14 protein-coding genes and 1 pseudogene are annotated in these 19,042 nt (G+C 66.7%); 8 read left to right on the forward strand and 7 right to left on the reverse strand.

Annotation, left to right across the window (positions count from 1 at the left end; all coding sequences use genetic code 11):
* Positions 1 to 158: 158 nt before the first annotated feature.
* The 3 genes and pseudogenes from rarD to Rhe02_RS47385 all read right to left on the reverse strand — a co-directional run bounded on the left by rarD (position 159) and on the right by Rhe02_RS47385 (position 3,655).
* Complete coding sequence (gene rarD, locus Rhe02_RS47375) at positions 159 to 1,061, reverse strand: EamA family transporter RarD (protein ID WP_203915158.1); 903 nt, start codon at positions 1,059 to 1,061, stop codon at positions 159 to 161.
* 369 nt (positions 1,062 to 1,430) lie between these two features.
* Positions 1,431 to 1,781: pseudogene (locus Rhe02_RS50380) on the reverse strand (phage holin family protein); the annotation flags it as partial.
* 35 nt (positions 1,782 to 1,816) lie between these two features.
* The gene (locus Rhe02_RS47385; protein WP_203915160.1) at positions 1,817 to 3,655 is read right to left on the reverse strand and encodes a type VII secretion protein EccE; all 1,839 of its coding nucleotides are present in this window, start codon (positions 3,653 to 3,655) and stop codon (positions 1,817 to 1,819) included.
* Positions 3,656 to 3,724: 69 nt separating this feature from the next.
* Between Rhe02_RS47385 and eccB the strand changes: the two genes are divergently transcribed.
* The 3 genes from eccB (at position 3,725) to Rhe02_RS47400 (ending at position 5,831) form a co-directional block, all read left to right on the forward strand.
* Positions 3,725 to 5,092, forward strand: coding sequence for a type VII secretion protein EccB (gene eccB, locus Rhe02_RS47390; RefSeq protein WP_203915161.1), 1,368 nt, complete (start codon positions 3,725 to 3,727; stop codon positions 5,090 to 5,092).
* A 104-nt stretch (positions 5,093 to 5,196) separates the two neighbouring features.
* Positions 5,197 to 5,514 carry a WXG100 family type VII secretion target gene (locus tag Rhe02_RS47395; protein ID WP_203915162.1) on the forward strand — a complete coding sequence of 106 codons (318 nt, stop codon included), beginning with the start codon at positions 5,197 to 5,199 and terminating at the stop codon, positions 5,512 to 5,514.
* A gap of 20 nt (positions 5,515 to 5,534) precedes the next feature.
* A complete protein-coding gene (locus tag Rhe02_RS47400; protein ID WP_203915163.1) occupies positions 5,535 to 5,831 on the forward strand; it encodes a WXG100 family type VII secretion target in 297 nt (98 codons plus the stop codon).
* 90 nt (positions 5,832 to 5,921) lie between these two features.
* Here Rhe02_RS47400 and Rhe02_RS47405 read toward each other — a convergent pair whose 3' ends face one another.
* The gene (locus tag Rhe02_RS47405) at positions 5,922 to 7,121 is read right to left on the reverse strand and encodes a S8 family serine peptidase (RefSeq protein WP_203915164.1); all 1,200 of its coding nucleotides are present in this window, start codon (positions 7,119 to 7,121) and stop codon (positions 5,922 to 5,924) included.
* Between the two features lie 106 nt (positions 7,122 to 7,227).
* Between Rhe02_RS47405 and Rhe02_RS50385 the strand changes: the two genes are divergently transcribed.
* Together Rhe02_RS50385 and Rhe02_RS47415 are read left to right on the forward strand one after the other, a co-directional pair.
* Positions 7,228 to 10,044, forward strand: a complete 2,817-nt coding sequence (locus Rhe02_RS50385) for an SseB family protein (RefSeq protein ID WP_239124537.1) — start codon at positions 7,228 to 7,230, stop codon at positions 10,042 to 10,044.
* A 4-nt stretch (positions 10,045 to 10,048) separates the two neighbouring features.
* Positions 10,049 to 10,411 (forward strand): UCP033725 family protein, encoded by a 363-nt coding sequence (locus tag Rhe02_RS47415; protein WP_203915165.1) that lies wholly within the window; start codon positions 10,049 to 10,051, stop codon positions 10,409 to 10,411.
* A gap of 2 nt (positions 10,412 to 10,413) precedes the next feature.
* On the opposite strand, the gene Rhe02_RS47420 is transcribed toward Rhe02_RS47415, so the two are convergent.
* On the reverse strand, positions 10,414 to 11,346 hold the full coding sequence (locus Rhe02_RS47420) for an alpha/beta fold hydrolase (protein WP_239124538.1): 933 nt from the start codon (positions 11,344 to 11,346) through the stop codon (positions 10,414 to 10,416).
* A gap of 10 nt (positions 11,347 to 11,356) precedes the next feature.
* Complete coding sequence (nhaA, locus tag Rhe02_RS47425) at positions 11,357 to 12,574, reverse strand: Na+/H+ antiporter NhaA (RefSeq protein WP_203915166.1); 1,218 nt, start codon at positions 12,572 to 12,574, stop codon at positions 11,357 to 11,359.
* Positions 12,575 to 12,608: 34 nt separating this feature from the next.
* Here nhaA and Rhe02_RS47430 point away from each other — a divergent pair, with 34 nt between their 5' ends.
* Complete coding sequence (locus Rhe02_RS47430; protein ID WP_203915167.1) at positions 12,609 to 13,718, forward strand: C45 family autoproteolytic acyltransferase/hydrolase; 1,110 nt, start codon at positions 12,609 to 12,611, stop codon at positions 13,716 to 13,718.
* A gap of 119 nt (positions 13,719 to 13,837) precedes the next feature.
* Positions 13,838 to 16,111, forward strand: coding sequence for an immune inhibitor A domain-containing protein (locus Rhe02_RS47435; RefSeq protein ID WP_203915168.1), 2,274 nt, complete (start codon positions 13,838 to 13,840; stop codon positions 16,109 to 16,111).
* Between the two features lie 82 nt (positions 16,112 to 16,193).
* Here the strand turns inward: Rhe02_RS47435 and acs are convergent, their stop codons facing one another.
* On the reverse strand, positions 16,194 to 18,134 hold the full coding sequence (acs, locus tag Rhe02_RS47440; RefSeq protein ID WP_203915169.1) for an acetate--CoA ligase: 1,941 nt from the start codon (positions 18,132 to 18,134) through the stop codon (positions 16,194 to 16,196).
* A 46-nt stretch (positions 18,135 to 18,180) separates the two neighbouring features.
* Here acs and Rhe02_RS47445 point away from each other — a divergent pair, with 46 nt between their 5' ends.
* A complete protein-coding gene (locus Rhe02_RS47445; protein WP_239124539.1) occupies positions 18,181 to 18,894 on the forward strand; it encodes an oxidoreductase in 714 nt (237 codons plus the stop codon).
* The last annotated feature ends 148 nt before the right edge of the window (positions 18,895 to 19,042 follow it).

Below are 19,042 nucleotides of genomic sequence, written 5' to 3' on the forward strand. Positions count from 1 at the left end.
AGGCGCAACTTCATGGTCGATGTGCGTCTATGGGTGCAGAGCAAAGGTGGCTGACAGCAACACCCACCTTGGCTTCAGGCGGCTTGGAGGCTTCCCGTTGGCCGCTGCACGGTATGGGCGAGGGCAACGCGGGGCCCGTGTGCGCGGTGGGAAGACCGTCAGGCGGGGGCTGGGGCGAGGCGGGCGTTGCGGCGGGCGTGGTAGAGGCCGTCCCAGGTGAAGATGATCAGGGCGAGCCAGACGATTCCGAAGCCGATCACGCGAACTGGCGGCATCGGCTCGTGGAAGGCGAAGACGGCCAGCATGAGCTGGATGGTCGGGCCCACGTATTGGAGCATGCCCAATGCGACCATCGGGATCCGATTGGCCGCCCCGGCGAAGAACAGCAATGGGATCGCGGTGATGACGCCGGTACCCACCACAAGAAATGTATGTAAAGGGCTCACCTGGCCAAAGCTCACCGGGCCGGACGCGGCCAGAAAGCCAATCGTGGCAAGGGCCGGCAGGGCCAGGACGGCGGATTCGGCGAGCAGCCCGTCGGTCGGCGGCAGGGCAAGGCGCTTCTTTACCAGCCCGTAGAAACCGAACGTGACCGCGAGAACGAGGGCGATCCAGGGTGGCCGTCCATAGTCGACGGTCAGGACCAGCACGGCTACGGCGCCCATGGCCACGGCGCCCCACTGCCAGGGCCGCAGGCGTTCCTGGAGCAGCACCACGCCGAGCACGATGATGACCAGCGGGTTGATGAAGTAGCCCAGGGCGGTCTCGACCACGCGGTCGCTGTTGACGCCGTAGATGTAGACGCCCCAGTTCAGTCCGATGAGGGTGGCCGCGAGGGTGACGCCGCCAAGCGCGGCACGGTTGGCGAGCAGCTCGCGGATCTTGTGCCAGCGCCGGATCGCGGTCAGCACGATCACCATGAAGAGCATCGACCAGACGATGCGGTGAGCCAGCACCTCGACCGGCCCGGCCGGGCGCAACAGTTTGAAGTAGGCGGGGAAGAAGCCCCAGAGGGTGTAGGCGCCCAAACCGTAGAGGTAGCCGAGGCGAAGCTGATTCACCCACTTAGGGTAAGGGATGAACTCCGCCTCGGCCCTGACATGTTATCTACGATACGGATCTTGGCTTGGTGGATATTGCTGCGGTGGGTCCTGCGGCGGGTAACCCTGCGGATAGCCGGGCTGCTGCGGATAGCCGGGCTGCTGTGGCGAGCCGGGCTGCTGCGGATAGGTCGGCTGCGCCGGGTATTGCGGCTGCGCTGGGTACTGCGGCTGCGCTGGGTACTGCGGCTGCGCCGGGTACTGCGGCTGCTGCGGCGGGTACTGCGCCTGCGGGCGGACTGGCGGCGGTGGGGGAGGCGGCGGTGCCGCCGGTGCCGCCGGGCGAGACGATCGCAGGCTCGGCTTGGGTGCGATCTTGATGAAGAGGTTGATCGCCCAGCCGGCCAGGCCGATGACAAGAGCGCCAAGCACCGCGGAGGGCCAGAAGTCCTTCACATGGAAGCCGAGCCCGATCTTGTCGGCGATGAAGCTGGTCAGCATCAGCAGAGCGCCGTTGACCACCACGGAGATCAACCCGAGCGTGAAGACATAGAAGGCGCAACCGAAGAACTTGATGATCGGGCGAAGCACCGCGTTGACGACGCCGAAAAGCACCGCCACCGCGACATAGGTGCCGACTTTCTTCAAATCGGAGTCGGCACTGACGGTGATGCCGGGAAGCACCAGCGTCGCTATCCATACAGCGGCAGCGCTGGCGGCCAAGCGGAGGAAGATGCCCATGGCTTGGCATCGTGCCACACGGTGGCGGTGGCCGACTACCGCTGGCGATTCAGCGAGCCGATTAACTGCTGTTCGTACTGGGTCTGCGACAGCGCCGCCCAGCGCACCGAACGGCGATGGATCACGCCGACCATGCCGGGCTGAGCACGGGAAAGCCACGACTCCTGGTCGCGGCTGAGCCCGAGCACCGACACGGCAACCGCCGCCTCGGCCGGGTGAAGCGGCTGAAGCAACGCCAGGTCAGCCCGGCCCAGGACGTCAACGTCCACAGGAGACAGATCGTCGCGCAGCACGAGCGTGCTGTGCCAGGGCGAGCCGGGCGACCGGTCGGCGGCGACCGGGCCGGCATCGACGATGGTCAGCAAGGGCCGCAATGGCTGACCCGGCGGCACCGTCACCGGGCCGGGCGCCATCACGGTGAGCGAGGCGCCGGAGCCGAGGCCACGGCTGAACGCGTCCCAGGCCCAGGGCCGGGTGGTCTGCACGAGCACGTGCGCACCGAGGGCCATCGCCCTTACCGCCAAGGTCTGCGCCACCGGGACACCACCGATGAGCACGACCCGGGTGGCCTCCGGGCGGAAGAGGCGGAACGACACCGCCTCCTGATGGCGGTTGACGCCGATCATCAGGCCGCTGCCGCCATAGGGAGTGGTGAGCGCGGCCACCGAGGCAGATCGGCGCAGGGCGCCCTCCTCCGCGGGAAGCCCCAGCGGGGTCGGCCCGGCCAGCGGCAGCGTGGCCAGGAGCCCGTCCATCTGCTCGCCATCGAATCGGCGGGAGTTGGCATTGTCGCTGGAGAGCACCTGGCGCAGCGAGTTGACCGCGTTGCCGAGGCTCGCCTGATCGGGCGTAGCCACCCTGACCGTGAGCTGGGCCGGCATGTGATCGGTGGGCGCGCCGGCTTCGCCTGAGCCGCGATATGGCCCGGCGGTGAGCGAGACGCAGACCATGGTCGCCGGCAGTCGCAGCAACCGCGGAAGCAGAGCGTGCGACGGATCGGGGTGAGCCTGCGGCCACCGCTCGACCCGGTAGGTGGTCTGCAGCAACCCGCCGATGTGCATCGCCGCCCAACCCTCCTGGGCCGGTTGCGTGCCATCGTGCCCGGCGAACTCGCCCAGCACCCGAAGCGCCGCAACCTCGCCGAGCGGCCGGTGCGGGACGCTGCCGAGCTTGGCGCGCACCTTCCTGACCGCGCCGCTGAGAGCACGCTCGAGATCCTCATCGGACCAGCCCTCGGCGCGCTGCACGCGCACGACGAGAATGGCACGTTCCGAGGCGAGCAGCCGGCCGGCGGTGAGCTGCCGGTACGAAGCGGCGACCGGCGCGGCGCCGGTGGTGGCCACGGAGTGCAACAGCAACTGCAGCCTGACCGGCGGGGTATCCGGGGCGGGCGTGGGCAGCAGCGAGCCCGGCGACGGCAGCGCGTGCCAGGCCCGGCTCGGGATCACCGCGGACTCGCCCAGCTCCAACAGGGCAACCAGGCCCTCGCCGTCAGCGATCATCGCGACCGGGGTGGCCTCAATGTCGAATGTGGACACCCGGCTGCCCGGGTGGGCCAGGGCGAGCAGGCCGGCCGCGTCTGTTCCCTGGTCGAGATGCCGGTCGCGACCTCGATAGCGAAGCCAGATGGAAACCCACTCGGAAAGCCAGCGGCCGCGCATCCGGCCCCAGCCGAGCACCACCATCGCGGCGGCGATCGGCACCGCCACCGCCAGCGCGATCAGATTCCACTGCATTGTCCCGATGACCAGGGCCAAGGCGAGTTGGGCAGCGACGATCTGGCCACTGCCAAGACCCAGAACGCGCCGTGGCGATCGGGGGTGAAGCTGGCCAGCCGCAGGCGCGGGGGATGGATTCACCGTTTCCACGCTCATCGCGATAACCTCCCCTGCAGGCGTGCAGTGGCCATGTTAGGCCAAACGCGGACTGCTGGGGGAGGCCGGATGCCATCGAGACAGGATCAGCTGCACTCGTACCAGTTCATGGTGCAAAGAGTCGTGTCGGCGCTCGTGTTGCGGGAGACCGATCCACCGCAGTCGCCGTTCCGGCGGGTGGCCACCGCGGCATTGGCCAGCGTGCTGGTGGCGATCGTCATCGCCGCCGGCTTCGGCGTCTACGGGGTCTTCACCAACCGGGGCGACCGGTCGTGGCGCACCGAAGGCGCCGTCATCATTGAGAAAGGCAGCGGGGCCGTCTACGTGTGGCGGGAGAACAAGCTGCACCCGGCGCTCAACCTTGCGTCGGCCTACCTGGCCTCCAGCTCAGCGAAACCGGCCAGGTTCGAAGTGTCGGCCAAATCGTTGCAGGGAGTGCCGTGGGGGGTGACGGTCGGGGTGGCCTTCCTTCCCGACACCCTGCCCAGTCCGCAAGAGCTTGTGGGCTTCCCCTGGTCGGTATGTTCCTTGCCGGGCAACGGTTCGCCGGTCTCCGTGGTCGCCGCGGGCGATCAGAGCGGCATGGGTGGCCGCACAGTGATGGACAACGAGGCCATCGTGGTCAAGTCGGCCACGCGTTCAACTGCTCCCACGGATACCTATCTGCTTTGGCGAGGCCGCCTCTACGAGATCCGGCCCGCGGTGGCGAGCACGCTGGCTCCCGGCATCCAGCCGACCATCGTGTCGTCCGCGTTCATCAACGGCGTCGCCAAAGGACAGCCGCTGGAACCGCTGGTGATCCAGGGTAAGGGAACCCCGTTCGAGAAGAATCCCATTTGGAACGTCGGCCAGGTGATCCGCGTGAACAGCTTCCAGGAGGACAAATACGTGGTGGTGCGCGCCACGGATCTGGCCTGGGTGAGCGAGTTCCAGGCCGCTCTGCTGGGCTCGGTACGCGGTGGAAGCGAAAGCATCAACGATCTGAACAGGTTCGGCGCCATCAACGACAAGCTGCTGCCACCGCCGAACAGCAGCCCGCTGGACCCGCCGGTGGACCGCCCGTCGATCGCCGTCTACACCGGAAGCGGGCTGTGTTCGGTCATCAAGGACGATCAGGGAGCCTCGGAGTTGCGCGCTGACGTCAAGATCGATGTGACCCAGCGCCCGGGCACCGCCAAGCGAAGCGCGGTCGGTGGGGTCTATGCGGACTATGTCATCATGCCGTCCGGCCGGGGTGCGCTTGTCTCTTCTGGACAGACGTACAGCCTCGTCGCGCCAGACGGTGTGCGCTACGCCGCCGCGAATGGTCAAGTCCTGGCGAGGTTTGGTTACGAAGGGATTTCGACCCTTAAATTGCCACCCGCGTTGATCGCTTTGCTGCCAGAAGGTCCAGGTCTTGACCCCGCTGAAGCCTTGGTGCCATTAACGGTTTCCTAGATGGTTATCCACAGCTTTGTCGGACGGGGTGGCGCCATTTGTCCGGGGCGGCTACCGTCAGCCGCGAAGGTTTGACCAATCAGGGAGTGGGGTGACGTTAGACAATGGCTCAAACAACAGCCGAAGCCGCGGCGATGGAAACTGCGGCATCGAAGTTTGAACGTGTCGACGACTCGCTGCAGTCTATGCTCACGCGGCTCATGAACGAGCTGGAGACGCTGCAGACAGCGTGGCGGGGTGCCGGTGGCAATTCGTTCACGAACGTAAAGATGGCCTACCAGGAAAACCAGAAGGCGCTCAGCCGCGCGCTTCGCGAGACCGCTACGGCGATCCGCACGTCGGGTCAGCAATACACGGCCACCGACGACGAGCAAGCGAGTGCGGTCGGCAACATCAACGCCAGCATTACGCTGCCGCTGTAACAGAAAAGGGGAGGTTATCAATGTCAGGACAAGGACAACTCGTCGTTAACTTCACCGCTCTGGCGACAGCTGCTGGTGACATCAACAACGCGATCAACACCATGTCGAGCCAGCTGGATGAGGCGGCCCAGACCGCCGCGCCGCTGGTGGCTTCCTGGGATGGTGCTGCCCGCGACGCTTACCAGGCGCGCCAGGCGACGTGGACCAAGGCTGCCAACGACCTTGCCACCATGTTGCGTGACATCAAGCGGGCCGTTGAGCAGTCCGCAGAGCAATACCAGGCGACTGAGCAGCGCAACACCAACCTGTTCAGCTGAGCTCTATTTTGGCTTAGCCGACGCACCACCCCGAGAGACCAAAGGGAGCGCGAGATCGCGCTCCCTTTTGATTTCCCGCCGCAGGTGCCGCTAACGTTCGCCGGCGGGGCGCCACTTTCTGCGGATCCCGGCCGGCAACGCGACCATCAGCGCCACCGCAAGCAGCGCTGCCACTATGCCGATCGCGCTGAACCACAGGGCCTGCTCCCGAATGCGCGCTTCCTCGGCTGCGGCGCGTGCCTGAACCGGATCGATGGTGGGGGCTTGCAGCGCCCGGGCCCGAGCCGGTGCGGCATCGTCGATGACCTCGGTCACCGCCCGGACCGGGTTCAGCAGGCCGGCGCCATAGCCCTCGCTGCGTCTGCCGCCCGGGGCGGGATCGGCCGTCGCGAGCAGCCGCCGGATGACCTCTTTGGCCTTGATACCCGGAAAGCGCTGGAAGATCAGCGCGGCCGTGGCGGCCACCAGGGGCGAGGCGAAGCTCGTGCCGGCGTCGAAGCCGTACCCGCCAATCGGCTTAGGAACGAGCACGTCTTTGCCGGGCGCGGCAATGTCTACAAAGTCGCCGACCCCGGACGCGGGCAGAAGGTCGCCATTGGACGCTATCGCCGCGACCCCGACGACGCCCGGCCAAGCCGCGGGATAGGGCGTGGGGTTCTTGCGCTCGGCGGTGTTGTTGTTGCCCACCGCGGCCACTATCACCACGTCGCGGCTGATTGCGTCCTCGATCGCCTTCTTGAAGAGATCGCGGCCCACCGCCGAGACATAGACAAACGAGATATTGATAACTTTGGCACCCTTGTCCACCGCCCACCGCACGGCTGCCGCCATCTCGGCGTCGGTGACCGGGGCCTCATCGTCGTGACCGGGGACCTGCTCACTCACGCGGGCAGAGAGGATCTTGGCATCGAAGGCCAACCCGCGGAAGGCGACGTCGTTGCGTTTCTTGCCGGCGATCAAGCCGGCCACCGCTGTGCCGTGTCCGCAGAGATCGTCGACCTTGGATTGATGTTTCAGCGGATCGATGAAGTCGGCGACCTGCCCCTGCAGCTGCGGGTGATCATCGTCGACTCCGGAGTCGAGCACCCCGACGAGGATCCCCTTGCCAGTGGCATCGGCGGGCATCTTGCTGAGATCCCACACCACGTGTTGCCATGGATTGTCGGATATCTGCGCGCCCGCCTGAGGCTGGCTGCACGGCTGGGCGTAAGCCGGGCTGGCCGTGGCTCCTACCAGCACGCTGGCGGCGAGGGCCGTCAAAGCGGTAAGTACTGAGAGGGGGGTGCGCACTTCGCCTCCAGAATCTGCGATAGCTCACGGTGCTGAGGATGCTACTTGAATGCACTTAGCTAGTAGGTTGTACGCGGAGCGTGCTGGGTAAGGAGGTGACATCGTCATGACCAGGGCCGGGTGGGAGCCCACCACAGAGGCGGAAGTTGCCCTTTACGAGGCCTTGCTCGCCGGTGATCAGGAGCGCTATTTCCGCGTCCTGGGCAAGGTCCACCTGCTGCTGCCGGTGTCCGCCGACGCGGTCGCCGGGCGCACGCCCATGGGCTGGGCGACCTGGACCTCCAACGATCACACCCATCTGCTCGCGTTCACCTCCACCGCCTCCATGCGCACCTGCTTGGCCGAGCACGCCGGCGCCGCCCGGCGAATGCCGTTTGCCGAGCTGGCCGGGTCTTGGCCCAACCACGATTGGTGGCTGGCGATCAACCCGGGGCTGCCGATCGAAGGCTATCTTCCCGCATGGTTCGTCGCTCAGCTGTCCCAAGGCGACGCTCGCCTTCCGGGGCAGTCGTCCTCCTCCTCCGCGCCACGCGACCGGCTGGCCCGGGTCGAAGCACTGGAAAGGGCCAAGGCCGCACGTGCCGCGGGTCACCAGCCCCCACGCGACAACCGCGAGCCGGTCAGGGTCTCCGCCACGGTGGGTCCGCGAGCTCTGCCGTCGGCACCGCCGTCGCCGCCCACCGAGCCCTTCCCGCCGCAGTCGCCGTCACAGACGCCTTGGCACGATCCCACCCCCTGGCGTGAGCCGGCCAGCCCTCGGCGCGAGCCCGCCCCGGCGATGTGGGGTCAACCCGAGCCGTACCACCCCGGGCAGCCCTCGCGGCGTGAGCCCGCGTCTGAGCCTTATCAGCCGCTGCGCCACGAGCCCGCCCCGGCGATGTGGACTCAGCCTCAGCCCGAGATGTCGCCGCCCGGCCAACCATTGCGTCAGGAGCCCGAGCCGCCGACGTTGCGGCGTCCGGGCAGGCCCGCGGCCAGGCGTCCGGCCGCTGCGGCACCGATCGATGCCGAGCCGGTCTCGGACGAGGGCGAGGCCATAGCCAAGCTCGCGGCTTGGCGCGAAGCGGCCGCCGCATCCGGGGAGTCGTCTGGCACAGGCGCGTGGGCCGAGCCCACCCTGGTGGCGGGCTCGACCGATTTACCGCGCCGTCAACCCGGCAACCTGCCGTCGGCCCAACCCGCGACACCGGCGCAGCCGTGGCTGATGCAGGCCGCCGACACCCAGGTGGTCGGTGAGCGCGGTCCCGCCGCCGAACCTCCCAGGCAGAGCGCCACTTCGCTTTGGCGTGACTCGGCCCCGAGGCGCGGCGCGGAGGCAGCGGCCCAGGCTGATCAGGGCAGCCGAAATGGCGCCGCCGAAGCGACAGTGCAGAGCGGCACGGACTTTTGGGCCGATTCCAAGGCCCGGGCGGCGGCGCAGGCCGCCCCGGCCAGCGCGAGCGTCGCCGACTTCTGGGCCGACTCGGCCAGCCGGAAAGGTGCCGCCGAGGCAACGGCGCAGAGCGGCGCGGCTCGGGCGGGTGCCGCCGAGGCGAGCAAGCAGAGCGCCACCGACCTGTGGGCCGACTCGGCCAGCCGGAAGGGTGCCGCCGAGGCGACGGCGCAGGGCGGCAAGGCGGGGGCTGCCGATTTCTGGGCCGACTCGGCCGCCAGGAAGGGTGCTGCTGAGGCGACTGTGCAGGGTGGCACGGATTTCTGGGCCGATTCCAGGGCCAGGGCGGCGGCTGCTGAGCCGACTGTGCAGGGCGGCACGGACTTTTGGGCCGACTCCAAGGCCAGGGCGGCAGCCGCTGAGCCGACGATGCAGAGCGGCACCGATCTTTGGGCCGAATCAGTGGCCAGGGCCCGCGCCAGTGAGGCCGCGGCAGCCGCGCAGGAGAGCAAGGCCGCGCCGGGAGGGCGGCTGGAGGCGGCACCCACGACCGTGCTCGGGCAGCCGGAGCCGGCGAGCACCGAGCCACGGGAGATGAACGGGAAGGCGCGGCACGCCGAGCCGGACCCGGACTTCATTCCGGCGAACTCGGTCGAGGAAGAGCTTTTCGCTGCGGCCAACACGGGCAACACCGATGCCTTCCTGTCCACATTGCTCCTGGCCACGGTGCTGATCCCCAAGTCGGCCGGAACGACCAACGGTGCTTGGCGGCCCCAGCCGATCGACGGGGAACCCCACATCGTCTGCTACACCTCCACCCAGCATCTCGCCGAGCCGCTGGAGACGGTCTCCATCAAGTTCATCAAGCTGATCCAGGAATGGCCGGACCCGACGTGGAGCTTCGCGGTGAACCCGGGCACGCCGGTGGGGGCGACGCTTCCCGGTGGGCAGCTGCTCGCGCTGGCGAACTGGGCGGCCGAGGTGGGTCTGGGCGGCGATGACGAGGAGCAGCAGCAGGCAGCGAGCGACAGCAAGACGTCGGCGCCGGTGGCCGGACGGGCCAACCCGGAGCTGACCGTGCTGCAGAAGGCGATCGCCGCGAGCCAGGTCAGCTACTACCTTGAGCGCGGCTACGATCGCGTTTCCGGCTTTGTGCACCGGGCGCACGAGGTGGGCCATCTCAAGAGCATCGCCCAGATGCGGGGGGCGCTCGGGCTTGACTGGCCAGGCTCGCCGTTCGCCGCCGATGCCACCGAGATCTATCTGCTGCGCTGGTCGGCCTACCGGCCCAACCTGTACAGGATCCCTTACGGCGGCAACCATGAGGCCGGCATGAAGGCGATGCAGGGCTGGGTCATCGAGCGGGCGCCCTTCCGGGGCAACGGGTTCGCGCCAGGGGAGAACAAAGAGATCATCGCCGAATTCAAGGTGGACAGTGCGCGGCTGCCGCACGGGGCGCGCCTGCTGCGGATGCGCAACGACGGCGTGGAGGAAATCGTCGCGGTGCTCGACACCGACGGGCAACGCTGGCTGCGCACCGATGGAGGCTGAGTCGATGCGTGATGGCTTTGTGGCCCGCTACCAGGGGGCCGAGTACGACGCGAGCCCGGACGGCGACAACGTTCGGCTCTACCTGCCCGAGCCCGCCGAGGGCTTCACCGAGGTGCGTCCCGGCCGGTATGTCCGGGTGGTGCCCACCTCGGAGGTGGAGGACATCTGTTACATCCGCACCACCTGCACCTGGCGCGATCAGCCGTTCATCGTGCTGGCCGAACACGAGGCGTGGCTGCGGGTGGAGTACACGGGAGGCCGGGCCCCGGTGGCGAAGGAGCTGGGCCTGGACGAGTTCGACTTCGGCGTGTACCAGGGCTGGGCGCCGCTGAGTGAAGTGGTTGACCTGCGCGAGCTGCGCGTTTAGCGCTAGCCCTTGGCCCAGCGCACGATCTCGCCGGCGACCAGCTCGGGGGTCTCCATGTGCGGGAAGTGCCCGATGCCGTCGAGTAGCCGCCACTCGTAGTCGGCCAGGACATACTTGCCCGATCCCTGCGCCGTCGCGGGCAACGTGATCGTGTCGAGTGCGCCCTGAAGCTGCAGGGTTGGGGTGACTATTGGCTGGCGCATGGCTTTCGTGAACCGGTACCCATGAAGCCTCATTGTTGATCTAAAAGCCCATCGATACGCTTCCATTGCACAAAAGGCGGCCTGGGGAATGCTCATCGCCTCACGGCACCGCTGCTCATACTCGGTGTAGGCGGCGGTGGCGCGGAACGCGGGGCCGGTCCATTCGGCGAGCAGCCGGCCCACCAGAGCCGCACTATCGCGAGTGAGCACATGTTCGTAACGCGGAAGCTGGAAGCGCAGCAGGCCGGCTCCAGCGCGGCGCTGCGCGGCCTGGCCGACGAGCGCGGAGCGAAGCCGCAGCGGGTGAGCCGCGCCGAGCACGACGAGCCGCCGGATCAGCTTGGGATGCATGGCGGCCGCCGCCCAGCCGATCAGCCCACCGGCTCCGGCCCCCACCACCACGGCCCGGCGCTCGCCCAGGGCCCGGATGAGACCGGTCACATCGGCGGCGAGGGTGAAGCCGTCGTAACCTCGCGGCGGTTTGTCGGAAGCCCCGTATCCGCGCAGATCAACCGCCACCGCTCGAAATCCGGCGTCAGCGATCATGGGCAGCTGCTGATGCCAGGCCCACCAGAACTCCGGGAACCCGTGCAGCAGCAACACCAGCGGCCCGCTGCCCAGCTCGGCCACGTGAAAACGGCTGCCGTTGGCGCTGACGAAGCGGTGTTCCCACGGCCCCGGGGTCATGACCACGGAGTCATCGGGTGCACCCGTAATCATGAAAGGACTCATGTGCAGCAGGTTAGCCCCTGCGAGTGCGGACGCGCCCGCGGAGCAGGGCTGCGGCGAGTAAGGACGCGGTAAGCGATCCCACCAGCACTGCGGCCTTGATGCTGCCCTGCTGGGTGCCCTCGGGGAAGGCCAGCTCGGCGATGAGCAGGCTGACCGTGAAGCCGCATCCGGTGAGCACCGCGACCGCGGCGAGGTCGTGCCAGTGCAACGACTCGGGAAGCCTGCCCAAGCCGCTCTTGACGGAAAGCGCCGCGCCGCCGAAGACGCCGATGGTCTTGCCGACCACCAGCCCGAGCAGGACTCCGAGCGCGGCCCGATCGCTGAACATGACACCGATGTCGCTGAAGGTGAAGGGGATGCCGGCGGCGAAGAAGGCGAACAGTGGCACACAGATTCCGGCGGAGATCGGCTGCAGACGGTGTTCTAGCAGCTCAGCCGTGGCCTCGTGCTCGCCCGGGTCGGGTTTGACCCGGGTGGCGAGGCCAATCGCCACACCGGCGATGGTCGCGTGGATTCCTGATTCGTGGACCAGCACCCAAGTGAGTAGCGCCAGCGGAATGTAGATCCACCAGCCTTTGATCCGCATTCGCTGAAGCACGATGTAGACGCCCATCACCGCGGCCGCGCCGAGCAGTGCCGGAATGCTGATGTGTGAGGTGAAAAGCACCGCTATCAGCAGGATGGCACCAAGGTCGTCCACGATGGCGAGGGAGAGCAGGAACACCCGCAAGCTCGGCGGCAGATCCCGAGCCGTGATCGCGAGCACCGCGAGCGCGAAGGCGATGTCGGTGGCGACCGGGACGGGCCAGGCATCCTTGCCACCCGGCGCGCCCCACGCGACCGCCAGGCAGACCAGCGCCGGGACGATCATGCCGCCGAGCGCACCCGCGATCGGAAGCATCGCCTGACGCGGGTTGCGCAGCTCGCCGACCACCAGCTCGCGCTTGAGCTCCAAACCGGCCACCACGAAGAAGATGGCGAGCAGGCCATCCTCGGCCCAGGTCGCCAGCGTGAGGTTCAGATGCAGGGCAGACGGTCCGATGACCGTGTCGCTTAGTGTTTGGTACCAGTCCTGCAGCGGCGAATTGGCAACGATCAAAGCCAGGGCGGTGGCGCCCAGCAGGATCAGCCCACCGATCTGTTCGGTGCGCAGAAACCGGGCCACCTCGCTGGTTACCGCCTTCCGGCGCAGGCGGAGCCGCCGCGCTTTGCGCCGGAGGGAGACCATGTGCCGATCTTACGGGCGGGTACCGTTGCCAAGCATGAACTTCCCCCTCCCGGTCGTTGATGTCAGCGGTACCCCAGAAGAGATGGGCGCTGGCTATGGCGCACAAGCCCGTGATCAGATCAGGGCCAACGTCGACGCCTACCTGCAGCGCTTCGCCAGCGCGGTCGGCCTGAGCAGATCCTCGGTCCTCGAGCAGGGAGCGCTTTTTCACGCGACCACCCGCCAGCATTTCCCCCGGCTCGCCACGATGCTCGACGCGATGGCGGAGGCGGCCGGCCTGGAACCAGAGCTGATCTATGCGATCAACGCCAGGTCGGAGCTGCTCTACGGGAATCCGACCTGTGGCAGCCCGGGCGCGGAGGCCGGCGAATGCACGGCGATCGGGGTGCTCGATTCCCATTCGCTCACCGGCCACACCCTGCTGGCCCAGAACTGGGACTGGCATCCCGCCCAGCGGCCGTACACCCTGCTGCTGATCACCCGTGACGAGCGTGGGCACGAGGTGGCGGCGCTGACCGAGGCGGGCATGCTGGCCAAGGCCGGGCTGAACTCGGCCGGGCTCGGAGTTTGCGTGAATCTCATCGGCTGCGATCGGGACGGCCTGCCCGGCGGCGTGCCCTATCACGTGCTGCTGCGAAGCGTCCTGGAAGCCGATTCATTGTCCTGGGCGACCCGGAATGTATTGCGCATTCCCCGCTCCGCGAGCATAAATCTCCTCATTGGACAATCACATTCCGATGGCGGCGAATTGCTTGACCTGGAGCTGTGTCCCGGCGACGCCGGCTGGATGCATCCGCAGGACGGAATTCTGGTGCACGCCAACCACTTTGAGACGGCTGTGCCGGTTTACGACACGATCAAAGATTGGGGCGGATCGTCGCTTTTCAGGTCGGCCAGAGCGCGCCGGTTGCTTCTTCAGAGCGATGGCAAACTGTCATTCGATGAAATCCTTGACGTTTTGAAGGATCATCACAGCGCTCCGATCGGGATCTGCCGACACCTCGATGTGCGAGACAGTCCTGCTGATCAGTCCGAGACCATTTGGACAGTGCTGATGGATTTGAATGAAAGGTCTATTCAACTCATATCGGGCCCACCGTGCGAAGGTGGAAATGGCTTGCTGTTCAAGCCTTTCAGTAATTGACATTTGACTACTGACTTCTAATTCGTTATGTGCAAGGCTATCTCCACCCTGCCGATGCTGTGGGTGCGACTAATCCCTGTCTGCTCGTTGCATCGGCGTGTAAAGGGAGGGAGGACCCTTTGCGCAATCGGATTCTCGGTGGCGGATTCGCTGTGGCGCTCGTCGTCGCAAGCTTTGCCGGCGCCCCCGCCAGCGGTGTACCCCAGCAGCAGCTGGTAAACCCGCTGGAAACGGCGCAAGCTAGCCGTGTTGACAACCTTCACAACCCCCGGGCAGAAGCTTTGGCGGACCTGAAGAAGGAAGCGATTAGTCGCGTCATCAACGGTTCGGCAAGGCCAGAGCAGCGCAACGGTTCGGAGGTTGTCCGCGTTGGCAACCGCTGGTCCGAGCTGAAGAAGAAGGCCGACAAAGTCGACCCCGTCTTCGCTGTGCTGGCGCAATTCGGAACCACCGTCCACCCCCTAACCGGCGGAACCGCCGGGCCCGGCCACAATCAGATCGCGGAGCCCAACAGGGCTGTAGACAACTCGACCTATTGGCAGCCGGACTTCAGCCAGGCCCACTTCAACCAGATGTACAACGGGCCAGGCGAATCGCTCGCCGACTTCTACATGAAGCAGTCGGGCGGCAAGTACACGACCAACACCGCGGTCTCCAACTGGGTTCAGTTGGACTACAACGAGGCCCGGTACGGTCACAACTTCCCCTCGAGTTCGCCTTACGACGACCGCAGCACGTACTGGCCGTTCATCCGGGACACCGCGAACGCCTGGTACAACTCGCAGCTCGCCGCGGGCAAGACTCAGGCGGAAATCAGTGAGTACCTGAAGCAGTTCGACGTCTACGACCGGTACGACTTCGACGGCGACGGTAACTTCAACGAGCCCGACGGCTACATCGACCACTTCCAGGCTGTCCACGCTGGAGAGGGCGAAGAGGCCGGCGGCGGCACCCAGGGCGCTGACGCGATCTGGTCGCACCGCTGGGCGGCGTACCAGAACCTGGTCGGCTCGGCCGGCCCCGTGGGCAACCTCGGTGGCGGCACGCAGATCGGTAACTCGGGTATCTGGGTCTACGACTACACGGTGCAGCCGGAAAATGGTGGTCTGGGCGTGTTCGCCCACGAGTTCGGGCACGACCTCGGTCTGCCGGACCTCTACGACACCCAGGGTGGCGACAACAGCACCGCGTTCTGGACCCTCATGTCCGGTGGCTCGTGGATGAGCCACAGCACCACCGAAATCGGCACCTCTCCGATCTACATGGGTCCGTGGGAGAAGCTGTTCCTCGGCTGGCTCGACTACGACGTGGTCGGCAATGGCCAGAACAAGATCGTGACGCTGGGATCCGCGGCGAACCCGGAAGGACCGCTGGCGCAAGCCGTTGTCGTTCCGCTGCCGACGCAAACCATCGTCACCGAGTACAACACCCCCAAGTCCGGAACCTGGGAATGGTGGGGTGGCAGTGCTGACGACATCAACGTCTCACTGACCCGCGATGTGAGCCTGACCGGAGCAACTTCGGCCAAGATCACTACGCAGGCTTGGTACGACATCGAGGAAGGCTATGACTTCCTCTATGGCGAGGTCAGCACCGACGGTGGGGCAAACTGGACCAAGATCGGAACCGAGGTCGACGGAATCTCCGGCGGCGGCGAGGAACCGGTATGGGTTGAGCTGTCCTACAACCTGGACGTGTACGCGGGTCAGAACGTCAAGTTCCGCTTCCGCTACCAGACCGACGGCGGCGTGCACTACGCCGGCCCGTTCCTTGACGACATTGCGCTCGTCACGAACGGCACCGGCTGGACTGACGACGTCGAGGCCGGCGTAGGCGCCTGGACTGCCAACGGTTTCACCCGGATGACGGGTTCGACCAGCCGGCAGGCCGAGCACTTCTACATGGCCGAGTACCGCAGCTACACCGGGTATGACAAGAACTTCAAGACCGGCCCGTACAACTTCAGCAGTGCCAAGGGCGTCGAGAAGTTCCCGTACCAGGACGGAATGCTGGTGTGGTATGTGAACTACGCGTACTCCGACAACAACACCATCGCGCACCTCGGCGGCGGTCTGACGTTGCCGGTCGACGCGCGGCCCGCCCCGATCACCTATTCGGACGGGCTGATCATCGGCAACCGGCGGCAGCCGTTCGACGCGACCTTCGGGACGCACAGCACGGACGCCGTGACCTTCCACAAAGCCAACGGCGCGACCGCTGTCGTCCCGTCGGGCCCGGCCATCCGCACCTTCGATGACTCGGACCCGAACCGGTACTACAGCACCGGAAACCCGCTGGGTTCGGTGAAGGTCGCCGGTGACGGCGTGAAGATCAAGGTCGTGATCGAGAACAGCGTTCTCATCCCGTTCATGGTCATCCAGGTCCAGAACTAGTTCATAGCAAAGGGGCGCGGGTTTATCCCGCGCCCCTGGCGGTCACCGCGGCTTGCCGCGGTGACCGTCAGCATTCCTTGCTCTAATCTTCGCTTGCCGTGGCGGAGTTCATTCCTTCGGCGATCAGGCTCATGACCGCTGAATCCTGCAGGGTCGTGACGTCGCCGAGAGAACGTTTCTCGGCCACATCTTTGAGCAACCGCCGCATGATTTTGCCGGAGCGGGTCTTCGGCAGCTCCGCGACCAGCATGATCTGGCGCGGTTTGCAGATCGGGCCGAGCGTCTTGGCGACGTGGTTGCGCAACTCCTCGGTCGATACCTCGGCCGACCCGCGCAGGATCACGAAGGCGACGATGGCCTGGCCGGTAGTGGCGTCGGTGGCCCCGACCACGGCCGCTTCCGCGACCGCGGGGTGCGCGACCAGCGCCGACTCGACCTCGGTGGTGGAGATGTTGTGCCCGCTCACCAGCATGACGTCGTCGACCCGGCCCAGCAGCCAGATCGCGCCGTCCTCGTCGCGCTTCGCGCCGTCTCCGGCGAAGTAGAAGCCCTGCTCCTTGAAACGCGACCAGTAGGTCTCGAGGAAGCGGTTGTCGTCACCCCAGATGGTCCGCAACATCGACGGCCACGGCTTGGTCAGGGCGAGGTAACCGCCGTTGACCGGGTTGCCGGCGTCGTTGACTATCTCCGCCGAGATGCCGGGCAGCGGGCGCATCGCCGATCCGGGTTTGCAGTCGGTCACCCCGGGCAGCGGGGAGATCATGATGCCGCCGGTTTCCGTCTGCCACCACGTATCCACGATGGGGCAACGGTTTCCGCCGATATGTTCCCGGTACCACATCCAGGCCTCGGGATTGATCGGCTCGCCCACGCTTCCGAGCAGGCGCAACGACCCCAGGTTGAACTGGGCCGGGATCTCGTCACCCCACTTGGCGAAGGTACGGATCGCGGTCGGGGCGGTGTAGAGGATCGTCACCCCGTACTTCTCGATGAGCTCCCAGAACCGGCCCTTGTGCGGGGTGTCGGGCGTGCCTTCGTACATGAGCTGTGTCGCGCCGTTGGAAAGCGGGCCGTAGACGATGTACGAGTGACCGGTCACCCAGCCGATGTCGGCGGTGCACCAGTAGATGTCGGTTTCGGGCTTCAGATCGAAGACAGCGTGGTGGGTGAAGCTGACCTGGGTCAGGTACCCGCCGGTGGTGTGCAAGATGCCCTTGGGCTTGGCGGTGGTGCCGCTGGTGTAAAGGATGAACAGCGGATGTTCGGCGTCCATCGGGGCCGCTTCGTGCTCGGCGGAGGCTTCGCTCATGGCGTCGTGCCACCACACATCTTTGTCCGTCCAGGCGACCTCCTGGCCGGTGCGGCGCACCACGAGCACCTTCTCGATCGACGGGCAGTCGGCCACCGACTCGTCCACGGTCGGCTTGAGCGCGCTCGGCGCACCCCGCCGGTAGCCGCCGTCAGCGGTGATGACCAGCTTCGCGTTGGCGTCCTGGATCCGGCCGCGCAGCGCATCGACGGAGAAACCGCCGAACACCACGCTGTGCGTCGCGCCGATGCGGGCGCAGGCGAGCATCGCCACCGCGGCCTCGGGAATCATCGGCATGTAGATCGCGACCCGGTCGCCCTTGCTCACGCCGAGCGAGAGCAGGGCGTTGGCCGCCTTCTTGGTCTCGGTCAACAGGTCGGCGTAGGTCAGGGTGCGGGTGTCACCCGGCTCACCCTCCCAGTGGATCGCCACCCGGTCGCCGATGCCATTTGCCACATGCCGGTCTAAGCAGTTGTACGAGATGTTGAGCTGTCCGCCGACGAACCACTTCGCGAAGGGCGGGTTGGACCAGTCCAGCACCTGGTCCCATTCCTTGAACCAGTCCAGGCGGCGGGCCTGCTTTTCCCAGAAGGCCAGCCGGTCGGCGTCGGCCTCGGCATAGGCCGCCGCGGTGACGTTGGCGTTCGCCGCGAGCTCCGCCGGCGGGGGGAACTGCCTCGTCTCCGAAAGCAGATTTTCCAAAGTCTCGCTCATGGGAAAGAATCCTAACTAATTCTTCTGGGTACCCTGGGTGACCATGATGGACCCGTTAGCGCCGCTTCTCAATCTGGCAGACATCGCTGATGCGGTGAAGGGCGCCCGCGCTGCGGTGGACGGCGCTTACCGGCACCCCGCACTGCGACGAAAGGGCGGCCAGGTGGCCGCCGAGATCAGCTTACGCTGCGCCGTTGCCAGCGCTTCTCTTCTATCCGGTGGGTACGATCTAGAGCTCGTCAGATCCGGCACCGTGCTCGATCCCGTGCTGCAGGGATCGCTGCGCGTCGCGGAATCCTTGCCCGCCTTGGCCGCCCGCTGGGAGAACGCGCCACGCCAGGTCTTCGCCCGGCTGCACCTGCTCGCCGCCACCGGCCTGGTCCCCGCCGACGCCCTCGGCCGCCCCGCCGCTTCGCTCGACCGCGTCTGCTCCTACATTGTGTCCCGCTCCGGAGACCCGCTCATCCGGGCCGCCGTGGTACACGGAGAGTTGCTGGCGCTCAACGCCTTTGGCCCCGTCAACGGAATCATCGCCCGCGCCGCCGCCCGGCTGACCCTCGTCGCGTCCGGCCTGGACCCCCGCGGCCTAGTCGCCTCCGAAGAAATCCACCTAGCCCGCGAGCCCGAATACCTCGGCGCGGCAGGCGCCTTCGCCACCGGCACCCCCGACGGCATCCGCTCATGGCTAAAACACTGCACCACCGCCACCACCATGGGCGCCGCCATAATCACCGAAGTAGGCGACCTAGCCCTCGCCTAACCAACACACGCCCCCGCACCTCGCGCCCCGCGTTCCTGAGCGAGCGATGCGATTGCGCGCTGCTTGCCAATCGCTGCATCACCCTCCAGGCGCGATCTGCCGCGCGTCGCTTCACTCGCGCCAACATTTGCAGCGCCGCGCCGCTGTC

This window comes from Rhizocola hellebori (genome assembly GCF_016862955.1).
Lineage (GTDB): Bacteria > Actinomycetota > Actinomycetes > Mycobacteriales > Micromonosporaceae > Rhizocola > Rhizocola hellebori.

Excerpts from the sequence above, each read along its gene's own strand:
- Rhe02_RS47385 (WP_203915160.1), bottom strand. The coding sequence starts at position 3,655 with ATGAGCGTGGAAACGGTGAATCCATCCCCCGCGCCTGCGGCTGGCCAG.
- eccB (WP_203915161.1), top strand. The coding sequence starts at position 3,725 with ATGCCATCGAGACAGGATCAGCTGCACTCGTACCAGTTCATGGTGCAA.
- Rhe02_RS47395 (WP_203915162.1), top strand. The coding sequence starts at position 5,197 with ATGGCTCAAACAACAGCCGAAGCCGCGGCGATGGAAACTGCGGCATCG.
- Rhe02_RS47400 (WP_203915163.1), top strand. The coding sequence starts at position 5,535 with ATGTCAGGACAAGGACAACTCGTCGTTAACTTCACCGCTCTGGCGACA.
- Rhe02_RS50385 (WP_239124537.1), top strand. The coding sequence starts at position 7,228 with ATGACCAGGGCCGGGTGGGAGCCCACCACAGAGGCGGAAGTTGCCCTT.
- Rhe02_RS47415 (WP_203915165.1), top strand. The coding sequence starts at position 10,049 with ATGCGTGATGGCTTTGTGGCCCGCTACCAGGGGGCCGAGTACGACGCG.
- Rhe02_RS47420 (WP_239124538.1), bottom strand. The coding sequence starts at position 11,346 with ATGAGTCCTTTCATGATTACGGGTGCACCCGATGACTCCGTGGTCATG.
- nhaA (WP_203915166.1), bottom strand. The coding sequence starts at position 12,574 with ATGGTCTCCCTCCGGCGCAAAGCGCGGCGGCTCCGCCTGCGCCGGAAG.
- Rhe02_RS47430 (WP_203915167.1), top strand. The coding sequence starts at position 12,609 with ATGAACTTCCCCCTCCCGGTCGTTGATGTCAGCGGTACCCCAGAAGAG.
- acs (WP_203915169.1), bottom strand. The coding sequence starts at position 18,134 with ATGAGCGAGACTTTGGAAAATCTGCTTTCGGAGACGAGGCAGTTCCCC.
- Rhe02_RS47445 (WP_239124539.1), top strand. The coding sequence starts at position 18,181 with ATGGACCCGTTAGCGCCGCTTCTCAATCTGGCAGACATCGCTGATGCG.